The following is a 17257-nucleotide window of genomic DNA, read 5'->3' on the forward strand; positions in this document are numbered from 1 at the left end:
CAAAATATTTATGATACCGGTGTCAAAAGACAAAAATTGCGTTATCATCTGCGTATAAAATAGTAAAAGCAGCGATTTTTTTACGTTTTTGACTATACTAACAGCGTTTTATTTTAGTGTGTTTAGCGCGTATTAAAGATTTTTACATTATAAAAAGAAACTATAAATCAACCGGTTAAAATTTTTAGAGGATATTTAAATGTCGAACCGAACGCAATTAGCAAGTTGGCAAGCCCTTGAACAAAGTGCTGCTAAGATGAAACAAACACATCTTAAAACGTTATTTGCACAAGACGGTACCCGCTTTTCTAAGTTTTCAACTCAGATACCAGGTGTATTATTCGACTACTCTAAACAATTAATTGATAACGATGTTTTTGCTAATTTAGTGTCGCTTGCTAAAGAGTGCGATATTGCCTCTTGGCGAGACAAAATGTTTAGCGGTGAGAAAATTAATATCACCGAAGAACGCTCTGTACTGCATACTGCATTACGTAATCGTGCACATACTCCATTAATTGTTGATGGAGAAAATGTAACGCAAGCGGTTGATAATGAGCTTGCCAAAATTAAAGTATTTGTTGAAAAAGTGCGAAGCGGCCAATGGCTTGGTTATACGGGCAAAGCGGTGAAAGACGTTGTTAGCATTGGAGTAGGCGGGTCGAATCTAGGTCCTCAAATGGCAACTGAGGCGTTAAAAGCACTCGCAGACAACACGCTAAATGTGCACTACGTGTCAAATGCTGATGGTGTACAAATTGCTTCTGTACTTAAAAATATTGATCCCGAAACAACACTATTTGTTATCTCGTCAAAAACATTTACTACATCAGAAACCATGACGAACGCTAAAACAGCGGTAGATTGGTTTTTAGAAACAACAAAAGATGAAAGCACAATTGCTAAACACTTTGTTGCAGTAAGCACAAACTTAGAAAAAACAGCTGCCTTTGGCATTGCTGATGAAAACGTATTCACTATGTGGGATTGGGTTGGTGGTCGCTTTTCATTATGGAGTGCGATAGGCTTACCGATTGCGCTATATTTAGGTTATGACGCATTTGAAGAAATACTAACAGGTGCTTTTGAAGTTGATGAACACTTTAAAAATGCGCCGCTTGAGCAGAATATTCCTTTAATAATGGCTTTGTTAAGTGTGTGGAATACCAGCTTTTTAGGCTACACGTCGCAAGCAATTTTACCTTACGACCAATCTCTTCACATGTTACCTGCGTATTTACAACAAGGTGAGATGGAAAGTAACGGTAAGCATGTTAACTTTGCAGGCGAAACAGTACCGTATACCACGGTTCCAATAATTTGGGGTATGACTGGCATTAACGGTCAGCACGCGTTTTATCAATGCCTGCACCAAGGCAACGTGATTGTGCCAGCAGATTTTATTGCTTCTGTTAAACCACAAATAAATGTTGATAAGCATCATGACATTTTATTATCAAACTTTTTTGCTCAAACAGAAGCAATGATGAGTGGCGTTGATGCAGAACAAGTTACAGCCGACTTAATAGCTAAAGGTAAATCGCAGGCGCAAATTGATGAACTACTAAATCATAAAATTCATCAAGGAAACCGTCCAACAACATCAATGCTGCTAGACACTGTTGATGCTAAAACGGTAGGACGTTTAATTGCGTTATATGAACACAAGATTTTTTGCCAAGGCATAATATTAGATATTTGTTCATTTGATCAGTGGGGTGTTGAACTTGGTAAAGGTTTGGCATCTAAGATTGAAAGTGAGCTGACCGATGATAGTGTAAATCACGATCACGATAGCTCCACAAGTGGACTGATGGCGTACTACAAGCAACATCGTACGCAGTAAAAATTTAGCCTACGTAATAGTAGGTAAACCGAGTACCTTTGAACGGGTAGCGCTGGAGTGCTTAGGGTCTGTATTTTTGTGAGAGGAGATACAGAATCCTAAGGCTCATTTAATAAAGCGTAGATGATAAAAAAATAACAATACATCATCAATTAAGAACAATTCAGCAGGCTTTTTAACACATTATAAAAGCTATCATAATCCAAGTTATAAACAGGCATACCCGCGAACTTATTGTAGGACGGGGTATCACAACGTAGAGAGTAACTATGCTTAATCCTTTTGATATCATAATTTTTGGGGGCGGTGGTGATCTTGCGTTACGCAAATTACTACCTGCAATGTACAGAGCATATCAAGAAGGGAACCTACCTGAAGGCTCACGCATCCTGCCAACAGTTCGTGAAGAAAGCAAACGTGCCGAATACATTGAAACAGCGCACAAAGCACTGCAAGAGTTTTTAAGTAAAGGTGAATTTAACGCCAAAGATTGGAAAGCATTTTCTACTTACTTAGTGCCAGTGGTGAGTAATGTTACTGAAGCTGACGATAACTGGGATGTGCTTAAAGAGATCTTAGATGAGCACGATAGCACTAAATCTCGCGTGTTTTACTTATCTTTACCACCAGCCGTTTATGGCAAGTGTTGTGAAATTCTTTCTACAAAAGATTTGATTACGCCAACATCGCGTGTAGTAGTAGAAAAACCAATCGGTTACTGTGGTGAATCTGCAGAAGCAATAAACGCTAAAATTGCTGAATTTTTTGAAGAAGACCAAATTTTCCGTATAGACCATTACTTAGGTAAAGAAACAGTACAAAACCTAATGGCACTGCGTTTTTCAAATTCATTATTTGAAAACATGTGGGATGCTAAATCGATTGATAATATTCAAATTAGTCTTTCTGAAACCGTAGGACTTGAGAGCAGAGCAGGGTTTTACGACAAAGCCGGTGCACTTCGTGATATGGTTCAAAATCACTTATTACAGCTTTTGTGCCTTGTTGCAATGGAAGCACCTAATAAGCTTAATGCTAATAGTATTCGTAACGAAAAACTAAAAGTACTCGAAGCGCTTCGTCCACTTTTTGATTCAGATGTTGATAGCAATATAGTACGCGGCCAATATGTACCGGGCGATTTAAACGGAAAAATAGTTCCTGGCTACCTAGAAGAGCTAAACGAAGGCGCTAGTAAAACAGAAACCTTTGTGGCTATTCGTGCACACATTGATAATTGGCGCTGGGCTGGCGTACCATTTTACCTTCGTACAGGTAAACGCATGGCAAAACGTTGTGCTGAAATAGTGGTTGAGTACAAAAAAGTATCGCACAATATTTATGAAGAAAATGTTGGCAACATTGAACCAAACCGCTTAGTTATTCGCCTTCAGCCTGAAGAAACGATTCAGCTAACGCTTATGTCAAAGCGTTTGGATAACCTTGAAATGCAATTAGAGCCGGTAACGATGAACATTGAGTTATCACAAGCTTACAGCAATGGTTTCCATTCTGATGCATACAAACGTTTAATGCTTGATGCGGCTGCAAATAACCCATCGTTGTTTATTCACCGTGATGAGGTTCGTCAAGCATGGAAATGGATTGACCCGATTGTTGAGCGTTGGCAAGAGAAAGGTAAGCCTGCACTTTACCGCGCCGGTACGTGGGGGCCTGATGATGCCGATGAACTATTAGCAGAAAATAACCATGTGTGGTTTAACACAGGTGATAAGGCATAATTATGGCGACTTTAGTTGAAAAATTTTTTGATGATAAAGATGCGCTAACGAAAGAGCTATCGGCAACCTTAGAGCAATCATTATTAGATGGTATTAAAGATGATGGCCGTGCGGTACTAATGGTATCAGGCGGGTCATCACCTGCTGCAGCATATAAGCATTTATCAACCCTTGATTTAGATTGGCAGAACGTTGATGTAGCCATGGTTGATGAGCGCTGGGTTGAGCCAAATCACGAGAAAAGTAATGAAGCATTTATTAAAAGTACGTTGTTGCAAAATTTTGGTAATGCAGCCAACTTTATAACAATGAAAAACGATGCTTCTACTGCACAACAAGGTGCTGAAAAATGTGAAGCCGCGTATAGTGCACTGAAAACGCCTTACGATGTAACTATTTTAGGTATGGGGCCAGATGGTCACACTGCGTCTTTATTCCCACATGCAGATGGGTTAGAGCATGGTTTAACAACCACTGAAACGGTTTGTGCGATTAACGCAATACAAAGCGACGTGACGGGTAGTATTACCGAGCGAATGACGCTTACTCTAAATGCAATAGCCAACTCTAAAGTGGTTAAACTACTTATCAGCGGCGATGAAAAACTTGCTGTGTACAAGCAGGCTAAAGCCGGTGGTGATGTTAACGATATGCCACTGCGTGCAGTGCTAAACCATCCTGAAATAAATATTGAAGTTTATTGGGCTCCATAATTTAATCAAATTTACAGTACTCACTCAATTTTATAAAGGCAGCTAAATTAGCTGCCTTTTTGTTTGTTTAAATATTCTGCAGTATGAGTAAGTTTATAGGTGAATATCTGTTAACTATTGTAAATTGGTTGCTTAGTTTTGTATGCTAAATAGCCGCATAACGCTTTATTTTTAAGCGCATTTTAAAATTGTTACGTGTATGTTTTTTGGCAACGTGCAGATTTATTTAAATTTTATTTTTAGATGGCTTATGTCATAAAACTTTCCCTTCCTTTTTCGCCTCAAAAGCATTAGCCTTAGTGCATTAACAATGAAACTTATAAAATTAAAAACGGAGCAGTAACATGGCGGAGCAACAAGTACAGCCTTTACACAATGAAAAGCATGCCAACATTAAAATTCAAAACGGCATCAATGTAGAATTCATGAAAACTCAACATTTAGTGCCTGTAGTTGCACATGAGTTTGCACGCGTAGCAAATGAGTTTCCTATGTCGTTTGTTAAAAATAACGAAGCAGGTACTTTCCAAGCAGTTGCAATGTTTGGCCTAGAGCCAGGCGAAAACTTATTTGTTGAAGGCGACAAATGGACAGCTTCTTTTGCACCAATGGCGTCTACACGTTACCCACTAGGTTTAGTTAAACACCCAGAGCAAGACCAATTTGGTATTGTTATTGATGAAGCAAGCCCACTTGTAAGCGAAACAGACGGTAATGCGTTATTTGAAAATGGTGAAGAAACAGATTACTTAAAGCGTCGTAAAGAGTCACTAGTGTCTTTCATTGAGTTTTCTCAGGTAACCGATGCGTTCACTAAATTTCTTGCTGATAAAGAGCTACTAATAGCACAAACGTTAACAGTAGACATTAAAGGCGAGAAAAAAGACATCAACGGTATTTACCTTATCGACGAGAAAAAACTAAATGAGCTAAGCGATGAAGACTTCTTAGAACTTCGTAAGCGCGGCTATTTAGCACCAATTTACTCTTTCTTAACGTCTACTCACCAAGTAGCACGTTTAGCGCGTTTAAAAGCTAAACAAGCTTAATTTAAACACGGTAACTATAAAAAGCGCCTCAAGGCGCTTTTTTTATGCCATTAAACTTACTTTAGTTGAAATTTACGTTTTAACCGTTCACATTGGCTTTAATACTTTTTCGATAAGGGCCAGCAATGAAAAAAATGATCTTATTATCTATTTTAGCCAGTGCGAGCATAGGGTTTAGTCACAGTGCACTAAGTAAAGAATCTCCGCTTGCCATTGCAATTCATGGTGGCGCAGGAACAATAGATAAAGCAAAATTTTCCCCTGAGCAAGAAAAAGCCTACCGTGCTAAATTATCCGAGGCCGTTGAAGCAGGTTACAACGTACTTGAGAAAGGCGGGGAAAGCTTAGATGCGGTGACTGCTGCAATTACAGTATTAGAACAGTCTGAGTTTTTTAATGCCGGGCGCGGCGCAGTATATACATACGATGGTGGGCATGAACTCGACGCATCAATTATGGACGGGCGTAACCGCCAAGCTGGGGCTGTTGCAGGTGTAAAACATGTAGAGAGCCCAATTAAACTTGCTCGTTTAGTTATGGATAATTCAGTGCACGTTATGCTCAGTGGACAAGGTGCTGAGGAATTTGCAATGGAACAAGGTATTGAACTTATCGAAAATAATTTATTTGATACCAAACACCGTTACGATGCATTGCTTAAAGCAAAAGATAAGCTTGATAAAGCTAAAGCAACAACTAAGTCATATCAGGCCGCACACAATGCGCTACCAGATAACTTTAAAATGGGCACTGTTGGCGCTGTTGCTCTTGATAAAAATGGTAACTTAGCTGCAGGCACATCAACCGGTGGAATGACGGCAAAGCGCTACGGCCGTGTTGGAGATGCTCCTGTTATAGGTGCTGGTACGTTTGCTGAGAATGAGTCATGTGCGGTATCAGCAACCGGCCATGGTGAATATTTTATTCGCTACAACGTGGCAAGTGATATTTGCGCTCGTGTTAAATACCAAGGCAGTACAATCTCTCAAGCCGGTGATGAAGTAATAAACAAGGTATTAAAGCCAATAGGTGGTACAGGCGGTGTTATTATTATCGACACGCAGGGCAATATTAGTTTACCGTTTAACACGTCGGGAATGTATCGCGCGAGTAAATCGAATACGCAAGCAACTTATGTAGGCATTTTTAAAGGCGAATAGGAATACAGACTGATACATGTGATTAAATGTCAAACAACTGAGTGTTTAATGATTTGTAGGATTAACCCGAGCCGTTAACTTTGATACAATTATGGCTCTTTTACATATTTTATAAGGTATGCGGGTGGTTAACCTAGGTCAGTTGTTTGGCGAGCTAAAAACGTGCTTAAAAAAAGATCAATTCATATTCAAAAAACGCCTTCATGGTGTTAAAAAAATAGCCGACGAAACTAAACAAGCCAATGCGCTTGAAAAAATAGCCGCAGATATAACCCGCAGCCAACAGTCAAAAGAAAAACGATTAGCTAACTTGCCACAGGTAACATACCCTGACCAGCTGCCTGTAAGTCAAAAAAAACAAGCTATTAAAGACGCAATAGCAAATAACCAAGTTGTTATTATTGCCGGTGAAACGGGCTCGGGGAAAACGACGCAAATACCTAAAATGTGTTTAGAGCTTGGCCGTGGAGTTGATGGGTTTATTGGCCATACACAACCACGTAGGTTAGCCGCACGCACCGTTGCAAACCGTATTGCTGATGAGATGAAGTGTGAACTTGGCCAACAAGTGGGATTTAAAATCCGCTTTAGCGATCAGGTTTCTAACAGCACATACATCAAACTGATGACAGACGGTATTTTGCTGGCCGAAATTCAGCAAGATCGCTTTTTAAATCAATACGACACCATAATTATTGATGAAGCCCACGAGCGTAGCCTAAACATTGACTTTATTTTAGGGTACTTAAAAAACTTACTGCCAAAGCGTCCAGACTTAAAAGTTATAATTACCTCAGCAACTATTGATCCTGAGCGTTTTTCTAAGCATTTTAACGATGCCCCCATCATTGAGGTATCAGGTCGTACTTTCCCTGTTGATGTTCGTTACAACCCAATTAGCGATATTAAAAAAGAGGGTATGGAAGCCGAAGGCGACCAGTTACAAGGTATTTTTGATGCCGTTGACGAGCTGTGCGCAGAAGGCCCTGGCGACATACTTATATTTTTAAATGGTGAACGTGAAATTCGCGACACTGCCGACGCGTTGAGTAAGCGAAATTTAAAACACACTGATGTACTCCCATTGTATTCGCGTTTATCAAATGCAGAGCAAAACCGAATATTTGCACCGCATTCGCGCCGTCACATTATTTTATCGACCAACGTGGCTGAAACGTCATTGACCGTACCGGGTATTCGCTATGTTATAGATCCAGGGACTGCGCGCATTAGCCGCTATAGTTACCGCACAAAAGTCCAGCGTTTACCAATCGAGCCTATTTCACAAGCAAGTGCTAATCAGCGTATGGGCCGTTGTGGGCGTGTTGAAGCGGGTATTTGTATTCGCTTGTATTCTGAGGATGACTTTTTATCTCGCCCCGAGTTTACTGACCCGGAAATTCTACGTACAAACTTAGCCTCTGTTATTTTACAAATGCTTGCTTTGGGCTTGGGCGACATGGCGCAATTTCCATTTGTGCAAGCGCCAGATAGCAGAAATATCAATGATGGTTTGACTCTGCTTGAGGAGTTACAAGCAGTAAAGCCAGCTAAACGAGATAATAAAACTGCGTTAACGCAATCGGGTAGGGAGCTGAGCCGATTACCCGTTGATCCGCGTTTAGCGAAAATGGTATTAACAGCGCATAAGTTAGGTGCACTTCGTGAAGTTATTATCATTGTGGCTGCTTTATCTATTCAAGACCCACGTGAACGACCTCAAGAAAAACGCGCAGCAGCGAATGAAAAACACGGCCGCTTTGATGATCCTGATTCAGACTTTATTGCCTTTTTAAATTTGTGGAATTATTTAGAAGAGCAACAGAGCGAGCTGACAAACAGCCAGTTTAGAAAATTATGCCAAAAAGACTTCCTAGCCTATATGCGCCTGCGTGAATGGCAAGATATTGTATATCAAATAAGTACTGTGTGTAACGAAATGGGCATGAAGGCAACAAGTGATGTTGCTGATAGCGAAGCCGTACACAAAGCCTTACTAAGCGGTATGCTTAGCCATATTGGTTTTAAGGACGAAAAACAAGCTTACAAAGGTGCGCGTAATAGTCAGTTTCATATTTTTCCGGGGTCAGGTTTATTTAAAAAAGCGCCTAAATGGATTATGTCAGCAGAGCTTGTTGAAACGAGTAAATTGTATGCGCGCACTAATGCAAAAATCGATATCAGTTGGGTTGAACCTTTAGCCCAACATTTGGTAAAACGCAGCTACTCTGAGCCCCACTGGGAGAAAAAACCTGGAGCTGTTATTGCCTTTGAGCAACAAACATTATATGGATTGTTAGTTGTTAATAAGCGCCGCTGTGTGTATAGCAATATAGATCCTAAAGTTAGTCGTGAGCTGTTTATACGCACCGCACTGGTTGAACAAGAGCTAGGTTTAAACGAGCATTTTTTACAGTTTAACCGTGAGCTAATAGAAGATATACAAGTTCTTGAAAATAAGTCGCGCCGCCGTGATATTTTAGTTGATGAACAAACCTTATTTGAGTTTTACGATAAAAAAATACCAAAAGAAATTAATAATCGAGCCGATTTTTTAAAGTGGTATAAAACTCAAAAACAACAAAATAAACACTATCTACATATGACTCGCGATGAGTTAATGCGCCATGGTGCAAACAGTATTACAGAGTTTGATTACCCAGATACATGGCAGCAAGATAATTTAATATTACCGCTTACGTATCACTTTGATCCAGGTCAAGCGGTTGATGGTGTTGCGGTGCAAATACCCGTTGCCTTATTAAATCAAGTGCAAGAAACCGGCTTTGATTGGCATATCCCTGCGTTTAGGCACGAACTTGTTAGTGGCTTGATTAAATCGCTACCAAAATCACTTCGACGTAACTTTGTGCCCGCTCCTAATTATGCTGATGCTGTTATTGCGGCGGTAGAGCCGATGCAAGGCACGTTGCTTGACGCACTTACCACACGTTTGTTGAGAATGACCGGTGTACGCGTTGATCCTGAAGCGTGGGATTTAACATCACTTGCTTCTCATTTACGCTTACATTTTGAAGTACGCGATGAGCACAATAAACTACTTGCTCGCGGTCTAGACCTTGCGAAGCTCAAAGCAGAGCTTCAAGGAGAGGTAACCGAAACACTTTCTAAAGTTGCGGATGACGGTATAGAAAAAGCAGACTTAACACAATGGAACTTTGGTGAACTACCTAAGTCTTACGTTAAAAAGCAAGGCCAGTACGAAATAAAAGCGTATCCAGCGCTGGTGGATAAAAAATCAAGTGCTGCGGTTGAGCTATTTGATAACGAAATAAAGGCACAGATTGCACACCAGCAAGGCCTTCGCCGATTGGTATTATTAAATGTGCCTTCACCTATTAAATATTTACAGCAAAATCTGCCTAATAAGGCTAAGTTGGGATTGTACTTTAATCCTTTTGGAAAAATAGCCGATTTAATTAATGATTGTATTGCCGCGGGTGTTGATAGCTTATTACTCAAATATGGCGATATTAGAACGAGCAGTGAGTTTGAAAGTGTAAAAGAAGAAATACGTGGCGAGCTAGGTGACGCTGTAGTCGATATAGCTATTCACGTTGAACAAGTTCTTAGCATTGCGCATGCGCTACATAAAAAAATGAAAGGGCGGGTTGATTTGACCATGATCACTGCGCATGGCGATATTAAGTCTCAGCTTGAGTCGTTAATTTTTAAAGGGTTTGTTAGTCAACATGGTGCGACTAAGCTGACTGATTTAATTCGTTATTTGAAAGCGATTCAAAAGCGATTAGAAAAGCTCCCTGTTGACCCAAACAGAGACAGAGTGTGTGTACTTGAGCTTGATAAAGTGGCAGCTGAGTATAAAAAGCTGACTAATAAAATACCCAAAGGTATGCCAATACCCAGCGAGATAGAAGCTATATTTTGGATGCAACAAGAGCTAAGAGTTTCATTATTTGCACAAACGTTAGGGACGCCTTATCCTATTTCGTCAAAACGAATTTTAAATGCTATAAAAGAAGTTGAATAATGCTTGCATTTATCAAGAAGGTTAGTACCTTAAAGGTAGGATTTATTTTTGTTTTGAGAAGGAAACGACATAAGCATGTCCTCGGTAATTGAACCTAAAACAAAACGACTATTAGTTGTAGATGATGAGTATTTTAATTACGAAATGCTTAAACCTGCACTTGAGTCTAAATTTGACGTTAGTTATGCTGACTCTGGTCAGAACTGTCTTGCGTCTGCAATTGCCAATCCTCCTGACATTATTTTACTCGATGTATGTATGCCAGGCCTTGATGGCTATGATACATGCAGAATGCTAAAACATACGCCAGAAACTAAAAACATTCCTGTGGTTATGGTGTCAGGCCTTGAGTCTGAGCTTGAGAAGAAAACAGGGTTTGACGCTGGTTGTGATGCTTATGTAGTCAAACCGTTTGCCATAAGTGCACTGTTAGAGCAAATAAACACAATAGTTTAGAGGGAATTATGTTCACAGAAGATAAACGAAACTATAGACGCATGCAGGTAAACGCTACTGCAATGCTTACAACTATTGAGCCGGTTGCCGGCTTAACTTACACTGCTGAATGTGTAGATTTAAGTGCAACGGGATTGTCGCTGCATTTAGATGATTTATTAGAACCAAATACACTTTTGTCTGTTGATATTGCATCAACCCATCCAAGTATTGCCCCTTTAAAAGCGACCGCTAAGGTGATACGTGCCAGCAAAGAAGATGATGGCACGATTACGGCAGGGCTTGAGATAATAGAGTTTAATTAACCAATTAAATGTTAATTAATAAACTTTACAGATAAGCCCCTTTAAGTAAAAGCCTTCAGGGTAGCTGCCCGCAATTGGGTGGTCAGCTGCTTGGTTTAAACGCTCCATTATTAACAAGTCTTTACCCGCGTCTAGTGCTGCGTCTGCAACTACTTTCTGAAATAAGTTTTGCTCCATTAAGCCTGAGCAAGAGAATGTTAATAGTGTGCCGCCTGGCTTTAATATTTGCATAGCGATCATATTGATATCTTTATAGCCCCTGCATGCACCTGTTAGCTGTGCCTTGTTGTCGGCAAATTTAGGCGGGTCCATAACAATGGTGTCGAACTGTTTACCTTCGTCTCTGTACTGGCGTAAAAGTTTAAAAACATCTTGCTTAACAAAATCGACTCTATTTAAATCTAAATTATTATGCTCAACATTACGTTTTGCGGTATCGAGTGCCGGTTGTGATACGTCAACGTTGGTAACATGCTTACAGCCACCACGAAGCGCATAAAGTGAGAATGTGCCTGTGTAGCTAAAGCAGTTAAGCACGGTTTTATCTTTTGAAAAACGCTCAAGTGCTGCACGGCTGTCGCGTTGATCTAGATAAAACCCGGTTTTATGGCCTTCTAAAATATCTACCTCGAGCTTTAAACCATTTTCTTCAATAAGCACAGGCTGTGTAGGTTCAGAGCCCCAAAGTAACCCTTTAATTGGCTCTAGACCCTCTTTTGTGCGTACGTCTACGTCTGAACGTTCATAAATACTGCTGCCAGGAAATATAGCCATCAGTGCGCCTACAATTTCACCTTTATGGCGCTCAGCTCCTGCGCTTAACAGTTGGCATACGAGCACATTATCAAATTTATCGATTGTCACACCCGGTAAGTAATCAGACTCAGCGGCACATAATCGGTAACCGGTTAATCCACCTTCTTCAATTACTTGGCTACGAGCTTCAAGTGCTCGGCGTAAGCGTCGCTCAAAAAAGTGTTGATCAATGATTTCTTTTTCGTCAAAGCTCCACACACGCGCTCGAATTTGAGAGTGCGGGCTATAGGCTGCTGTTGCTAAATATTTACCTTCACTATCATGGATTGTGACTGTATCGCCGAGTCCTGGTTTACCTTTGATCTTTTTAATGGCTTTAGAAAATAACCATGGGTGTTTTCTTTTTAATGATTTATCGCGACCAGCTTGGAGATAAACGGCAGATGACATAAGGCTTCTCGGTTGTATTAAATAAGCGCTGTATTTTAGTCAAGGCAGGGGCAACATACAATGAATGTTTTGCATGAAGGCTATAAAGCGCGGTAAAGTATGACTAATTCAATATGTTAATAAATTTTGGAAACTCCCTTGGCAGAAACCACGTTATCTCCCGCATTACAAATACTCTCTGGGCAATGTCGTGACTTTATTACATCGCTTAAGCATGCTGATGTTGCTCACGATATTACCCATATAGAACGTGTGGTTAGGGTGGCAATACAACTTTGTGAAGCTGAAAATGCCAATATGGCGATAGTTTTACCTGCAGCATGGTTACACGACTGTGTCGCAGTGGCTAAAAATCACCCTGACAGAGCCAAAGCATCGACTATGGCAGCCGATAAGGCGATTGGGTTTTTAAAAGGCTTAGGTTATGACGCAAACTTGTTTGATGAAATTCATCATGCAATAGCGGCACATAGCTTTAGTGCTAACATTAAAATTAAAACGCTTGAGGCGCAAATAGTACAAGATGCAGATAGAATGGATGCTCTTGGTGCCATTGGTGTTAGCCGTTGCATGAAAGTAGGGGGCTCTATAGGGCGTTTACTTTACAGCCCTGACGATCCTTTTTGTACAACTAGAGAGCCTGACGATAAAAAATTTACTTTAGATCATTTTTTTATAAAACTTTTAAATATTGCTAAGAGTATGAACACACCATCAGCTAAAGCTGAAGCACAAAGACGCACCCACTATATGCATGCGTTTTTAGAGCAGTTAAAATCAGAGATTGGTGAATAATATGAGCAACAAAACCATGCCTTTGTTATCGGGGATTGATCACTGCCACATAAACGTAAATAACCTTTCGAATGCAGTGACTTGGTATGAAAAAGTACTTGGCTTTAAAGTAGTTGAGGAGCTTGCGTTTTGGGACGAGACAGGCAAAGGGCCTTTAACACTCCAAGACCAAAATACCACAACACGCTTAGCATTGTTTGAAGGTCAAGTTCGCAGCAAAGGAATTGCGTTTGGTGCTACTGGAGAACAATTTATAGCGTGGCTTGCGCACTTCAAATCAATGGACATAAAAACAGTATTAGCCGACCACGGTGTTACGTTCTCAATATATTTTAAAGATGAAAGCGATAATAGTCATGAAATAACATCTCATGATTATGAACATATCAAGATGTTTTACCCATCTGTTGAGCAGGGCTCGCACAGTGCTAAAAAGAGTTAACGCTCTTGATTGCTTTGCTTGATATTGAGTATTTCGTCCAGTTTATCAACTAATAAGTCGATAATAGCTGGGTCGAAGTGGCTACCTGCTTGCTCTTTCATATGTGAAATTGTCTTTTCTACACTCCACGCGTCTTTGTAAGGGCGCTTCGAAGTCAGTGCGTCAAATACATCTGCAACAGCAATAATTCTTCCTTCGATGGATATTTCATCACCTTTTAAACCATATGGGTAACCAGACCCGTCCCACTTTTCGTGATGCTCAATTGCTAACTTGTGAGCAAGTTGTAATAGCGGGGAAGATGAGTCAGCTAAAATCTTTGCGCCAATTAAGGCATGCTCTTTCATGTGTTGAAACTCTGTGACAGATAATTTTCCGGGTTTTAATAAAATTGCATCAGGAATACCTATTTTTCCAACATCATGCATAGGCGCAGCTTGATGCAAGAGCTCAGCTTGATTTTCTGACATACCAATTCCCAAGGCAAGAACTTTACTATACTGACTCATGCGAACTATGTGCTCACCAGTATCGGTATCTTTATACTCAGCTGCACGCCCTAAACGTTGAACTAAATCCACATGCGCCTGCTTTAATTGCTCAGCTTGAACTAGAGAAAGGTGTTCTAACACGCGCTCTTACAATGGCAGGGCTTATTGGCTTGGTTATGTAGTCAACAGCCCCTAATTCAAACCCTTTGTATTCATCACTTTCGTCGCCGAGAGCAGTGACAAAAATAATGGGGATATGCGATGTTTTGGGGTTATTCTTAATGTGCTCACATACTTCAAATCCATTCATATCTGGCATCATTATGTCGAGTAAAATGAGTTTAGGTAACTCTTTTTCAAGCAAAGTTAAGGCCGCTGTTCCAGATTTTGCAAAAGACAATCGGTACTGTTCACCTAATATTTCACGCATCACTTTTAGATTTGCGGGCTCATCATCAACAATTAATACTCTGGGCCTTTGTGTAGAAAAATCATTTATATACTCATATATCGTTTAGCTTTTTTAGTAATTCGTCTAAGTTAACTCGCGCATTATCAAAATCAAATTCATCAAAGGCATCAGTTATTGCTTTAATATTACTCACAAAAAAATCACTAGAGCAACTCTGTAGATCACTGAGTGCCTTATCATTAAATTCAGCGTTTTTTGCGGATTCGATGAGTGTTTCACACAATAATTTTAGCTCTGTGTTGGAAATAACTTTTTGACTGTTTTCAGGATTACTTAACGGTTCAGTGTTTTTGACCATCAACAACTTAGAAATAATAACCAACTCAGCTTTTATTGCTTTTAAAATATCATCAACGCTACTACCTTGCTCTAAGTTGGATAAAAGCTTCATCAACGCAATTAGGCCCAAATTGCCAGAAATGCCTTTTAGTGTATGTATTAAACTATAGCTACTTTGAGAGTTCAGCTGAGGCTCATTTAACAAAATCTCAAATCGATTATCACTATCGTTTGTAAATTTAGTAATTTCAGTTAGTTGTTTAGATTTAGAGCCCCATAAGGCTAACCCTTTTTTAAAGTCGATATGTTTAGCATTAGGGTCAGTTTGCGCTATTTCGATATCTTTAGAGACGCCTAAACCTAGCACTTGTGCGATTTCTTGGTTTAGCTGATTAATATCAATCGGCTTATTTGCAAACCCATTCATCCCCGCTTTTTTGGCCGAAAGTTTGTCTTGCTGCAACACACTGGCTGTTAATGCAATGATTGGGGTGTTTTTCAATTTTTTTGCTTTTCTAGTTCGCGTATTCTTATAGATGCTTCAATCCCATCACATTCCGGTATATGGATACCCATCAAAATCACATCAAAATCGTGTTTTTGGAAAGTAGCAATGGCCTCAAGACCATTATTAGCTTTAGTAACCGCATGGTGATCTCTTGAGAGTAATAACGAGAGAAGCTCAGTATTTTGTTCTATGTCGTCAACGACCAAAATTCTTAGGGCAGGTAATTGTGTATGAAGACCATCAAAATAGTCAATTTTCTCTTCATCACCCACTTTAAGAGGAAGCGAAAAATAAAAGCAGGTGCCTTTATTTATTTCACTGACTAAATTTATAGTTCCCCCCATCAGCTCAACAAGTTGTTTGCTGATAGTTGTTCCAAGCCCTGTACCACCAAAGCGGCGGGTAGTCGTTCCGTCAGCTTGGACAAAAGGTTGAAAAATAGCGCTCACTCTATCCTTTTCAATCCCAATGCCGGTGTCTTGTACTTCAAAAAATAAATGCCCATTTTGTGTGGTGCTTACGGTAATGGTCACAGAGCCATGCTCTGTAAACTTAATCGCGTTGCCAATCAGGTTGGTTAATATTTGTCTTAACCTGTCAGGATCGCCGTAGTAAGTGTTTTGCACTGACTCTTTAATAGTTAGATTGAGTATAAGATCTTTCTTTTTTGCCTCTAACCAAAAGGTTGAAATAATACTGTAAAACTTAAAATAATACCAGCATGGTCAATGGTAACTATTGCGTCGATCGCTGTTTCTAGAATGGCATTTAGTCGAGACTCATCGGCAGACTTTTCCTCTAGCAGCATTTTATAACGAACCATGCCATTTATAACGGCAACCACACTCGTAATTGCTATCGTTGCGGTGGCGACGGCTATTGCAACAAATGTAAGGCCTGCAGACGCATTAACATCGTTAAATAGTAAAGGCGATGTTGCAACAAAGCGTGTTGCAGCCATGCCCATATAGTGCATTCCTGCAACAGTGAAGCCCAAAATAATTGCGCTTATGGTACTGCTTTGTAGCGCTGTTAATTTAGGGAAAACCTTAGCAAGGTTAAACCGGCTATACAGGGCGGTAAATGATAAAGCGACGGCAACAAAGAGTGATAAAATAAAGGTAAGTGGGTCATAGCGTAATAAAGGCGCCAACTCCATAGCGGCCATGCCGCTGTAATGCATCGTACCTATTCCAGAACCTAATAATACAGAACATAAACCAAGTATTTTAAAGGTCGCTTTATTGTTAATTAAAATAGATACAGCAAATTGGCAAGCAAAAAAAGCAGGGAGAAAAGATAAAATAGTTATTGTTGGGTCGTATTTGATATTTGTGCACAGAGAGAAGGCCAGCATACCGATAAAGTGCATACTCCAAATGCCCGCTGAAAATATTGCTGCGGCAGTGAATTTTGCTAAACGCCTATAATTATAAAATTTTGTTTCTTTAGCTAAATCAATGAGCCTGGTTGTAAAAAAAGAGGCGAATATTGCTATTAAAATAGATATAGATACTAAAAGTGGGTCATATACCCCGTTAATTATCAGGCTAGGGTCATGGTCTGTTACAAAAAACACAGATAGCATATTGGCTCAAAAATTAGTCTTTAAGTGAGTAGTTTAATATAATTATCATATAAATAAATACTTAATTGACTAGTGCGGTATAACAAGTGAGTTCGTTTCAATTTTATAACGTATAGTTTTCAAGTTATTATTTTTTATGTTTATTTTAAGTAAAGTTATTATAAGCTATTAATTAAAATGAAAAATAAGCAGG

At 39.7% G+C, this 17257-nt stretch carries 11 protein-coding genes and 2 pseudogenes; 10 read left to right on the forward strand and 3 right to left on the reverse strand.

Going from position 1 to position 17257, the window contains the following annotated elements:
• The first annotated feature begins 199 nt into the window (after positions 1-199).
• The 8 genes from pgi (at position 200) to ACFI34_RS06800 (ending at position 11283) form a co-directional block, all read left to right on the forward strand.
• Positions 200-1846 carry a glucose-6-phosphate isomerase gene (gene pgi / locus ACFI34_RS06765; protein WP_462672906.1) on the forward strand — a complete coding sequence of 549 codons (1647 nt, stop codon included), beginning with the start codon at positions 200-202 and terminating at the stop codon, positions 1844-1846.
• A gap of 269 nt (positions 1847-2115) precedes the next feature.
• Complete coding sequence (gene zwf / locus ACFI34_RS06770; RefSeq protein WP_138740327.1) at positions 2116-3588, forward strand: glucose-6-phosphate dehydrogenase; 1473 nt, start codon at positions 2116-2118, stop codon at positions 3586-3588.
• A 2-nt stretch (positions 3589-3590) separates the two neighbouring features.
• A complete protein-coding gene (pgl, locus tag ACFI34_RS06775; protein WP_462672907.1) occupies positions 3591-4301 on the forward strand; it encodes a 6-phosphogluconolactonase in 711 nt (236 codons plus the stop codon).
• Between the two features lie 344 nt (positions 4302-4645).
• Positions 4646-5350 carry a SapC family protein gene (locus ACFI34_RS06780; RefSeq protein ID WP_462672908.1) on the forward strand — a complete coding sequence of 235 codons (705 nt, stop codon included), beginning with the start codon at positions 4646-4648 and terminating at the stop codon, positions 5348-5350.
• A 125-nt stretch (positions 5351-5475) separates the two neighbouring features.
• Complete coding sequence (locus ACFI34_RS06785) at positions 5476-6510, forward strand: isoaspartyl peptidase/L-asparaginase family protein (RefSeq protein ID WP_462672909.1); 1035 nt, start codon at positions 5476-5478, stop codon at positions 6508-6510.
• Positions 6511-6634: 124 nt separating this feature from the next.
• Positions 6635-10522, forward strand: coding sequence for an ATP-dependent RNA helicase HrpA (gene hrpA / locus ACFI34_RS06790; RefSeq protein WP_462672910.1), 3888 nt, complete (start codon positions 6635-6637; stop codon positions 10520-10522).
• 75 nt (positions 10523-10597) lie between these two features.
• Positions 10598-10978: a response regulator transcription factor gene (locus ACFI34_RS06795; RefSeq protein ID WP_008129771.1), complete on the forward strand. Its 381-nt coding sequence runs from the start codon at positions 10598-10600 to the stop codon at positions 10976-10978.
• 8 nt (positions 10979-10986) lie between these two features.
• Positions 10987-11283 carry a PilZ domain-containing protein gene (locus tag ACFI34_RS06800; protein ID WP_006792347.1) on the forward strand — a complete coding sequence of 99 codons (297 nt, stop codon included), beginning with the start codon at positions 10987-10989 and terminating at the stop codon, positions 11281-11283.
• A gap of 15 nt (positions 11284-11298) precedes the next feature.
• Here ACFI34_RS06800 and ACFI34_RS06805 read toward each other — a convergent pair whose 3' ends face one another.
• Complete coding sequence (locus ACFI34_RS06805; RefSeq protein WP_462672911.1) at positions 11299-12489, reverse strand: class I SAM-dependent methyltransferase; 1191 nt, start codon at positions 12487-12489, stop codon at positions 11299-11301.
• A 138-nt stretch (positions 12490-12627) separates the two neighbouring features.
• Between ACFI34_RS06805 and ACFI34_RS06810 the strand changes: the two genes are divergently transcribed.
• Together ACFI34_RS06810 and ACFI34_RS06815 are read left to right on the forward strand one after the other, a co-directional pair.
• Positions 12628-13284, forward strand: a complete 657-nt coding sequence (locus tag ACFI34_RS06810) for an HD domain-containing protein (RefSeq protein WP_039036719.1) — start codon at positions 12628-12630, stop codon at positions 13282-13284.
• Between the two features lies 1 nt (position 13285).
• Positions 13286-13726, forward strand: a complete 441-nt coding sequence (locus tag ACFI34_RS06815; RefSeq protein WP_276755018.1) for a VOC family protein — start codon at positions 13286-13288, stop codon at positions 13724-13726.
• On the opposite strand, the pseudogene ACFI34_RS06820 reads toward ACFI34_RS06815, so the two are convergent.
• Both ACFI34_RS06820 and ACFI34_RS06825 read right to left on the reverse strand, forming a co-directional pair.
• Positions 13723-14716, reverse strand: a pseudogene (locus ACFI34_RS06820) (response regulator). The gene ACFI34_RS06815 and the pseudogene ACFI34_RS06820 overlap by 4 nt on opposite strands.
• A 4-nt stretch (positions 14717-14720) precedes the next feature.
• Positions 14721-17064 (reverse strand): annotated as a pseudogene (locus tag ACFI34_RS06825) (MHYT domain-containing protein).
• Positions 17065-17257: the final 193 nt, after the last annotated feature.

The sequence above is a fragment of the Pseudoalteromonas sp. PSi26 genome (assembly GCF_054960575.1).

Bases quoted from the DNA above. Each gene is read 5' to 3' on its own strand.
- pgi (WP_462672906.1), top strand. From the start codon at position 200: ATGTCGAACCGAACGCAATTAGCAAGTTGGCAAGCCCTTGAACAAAGT.
- zwf (WP_138740327.1), top strand. From the start codon at position 2,116: ATGCTTAATCCTTTTGATATCATAATTTTTGGGGGCGGTGGTGATCTT.
- pgl (WP_462672907.1), top strand. From the start codon at position 3,591: ATGGCGACTTTAGTTGAAAAATTTTTTGATGATAAAGATGCGCTAACG.
- ACFI34_RS06780 (WP_462672908.1), top strand. From the start codon at position 4,646: ATGGCGGAGCAACAAGTACAGCCTTTACACAATGAAAAGCATGCCAAC.
- ACFI34_RS06785 (WP_462672909.1), top strand. From the start codon at position 5,476: ATGAAAAAAATGATCTTATTATCTATTTTAGCCAGTGCGAGCATAGGG.
- ACFI34_RS06795 (WP_008129771.1), top strand. From the start codon at position 10,598: ATGTCCTCGGTAATTGAACCTAAAACAAAACGACTATTAGTTGTAGAT.
- ACFI34_RS06800 (WP_006792347.1), top strand. From the start codon at position 10,987: ATGTTCACAGAAGATAAACGAAACTATAGACGCATGCAGGTAAACGCT.
- ACFI34_RS06805 (WP_462672911.1), bottom strand. From the start codon at position 12,489: ATGTCATCTGCCGTTTATCTCCAAGCTGGTCGCGATAAATCATTAAAA.
- ACFI34_RS06815 (WP_276755018.1), top strand. From the start codon at position 13,286: ATGAGCAACAAAACCATGCCTTTGTTATCGGGGATTGATCACTGCCAC.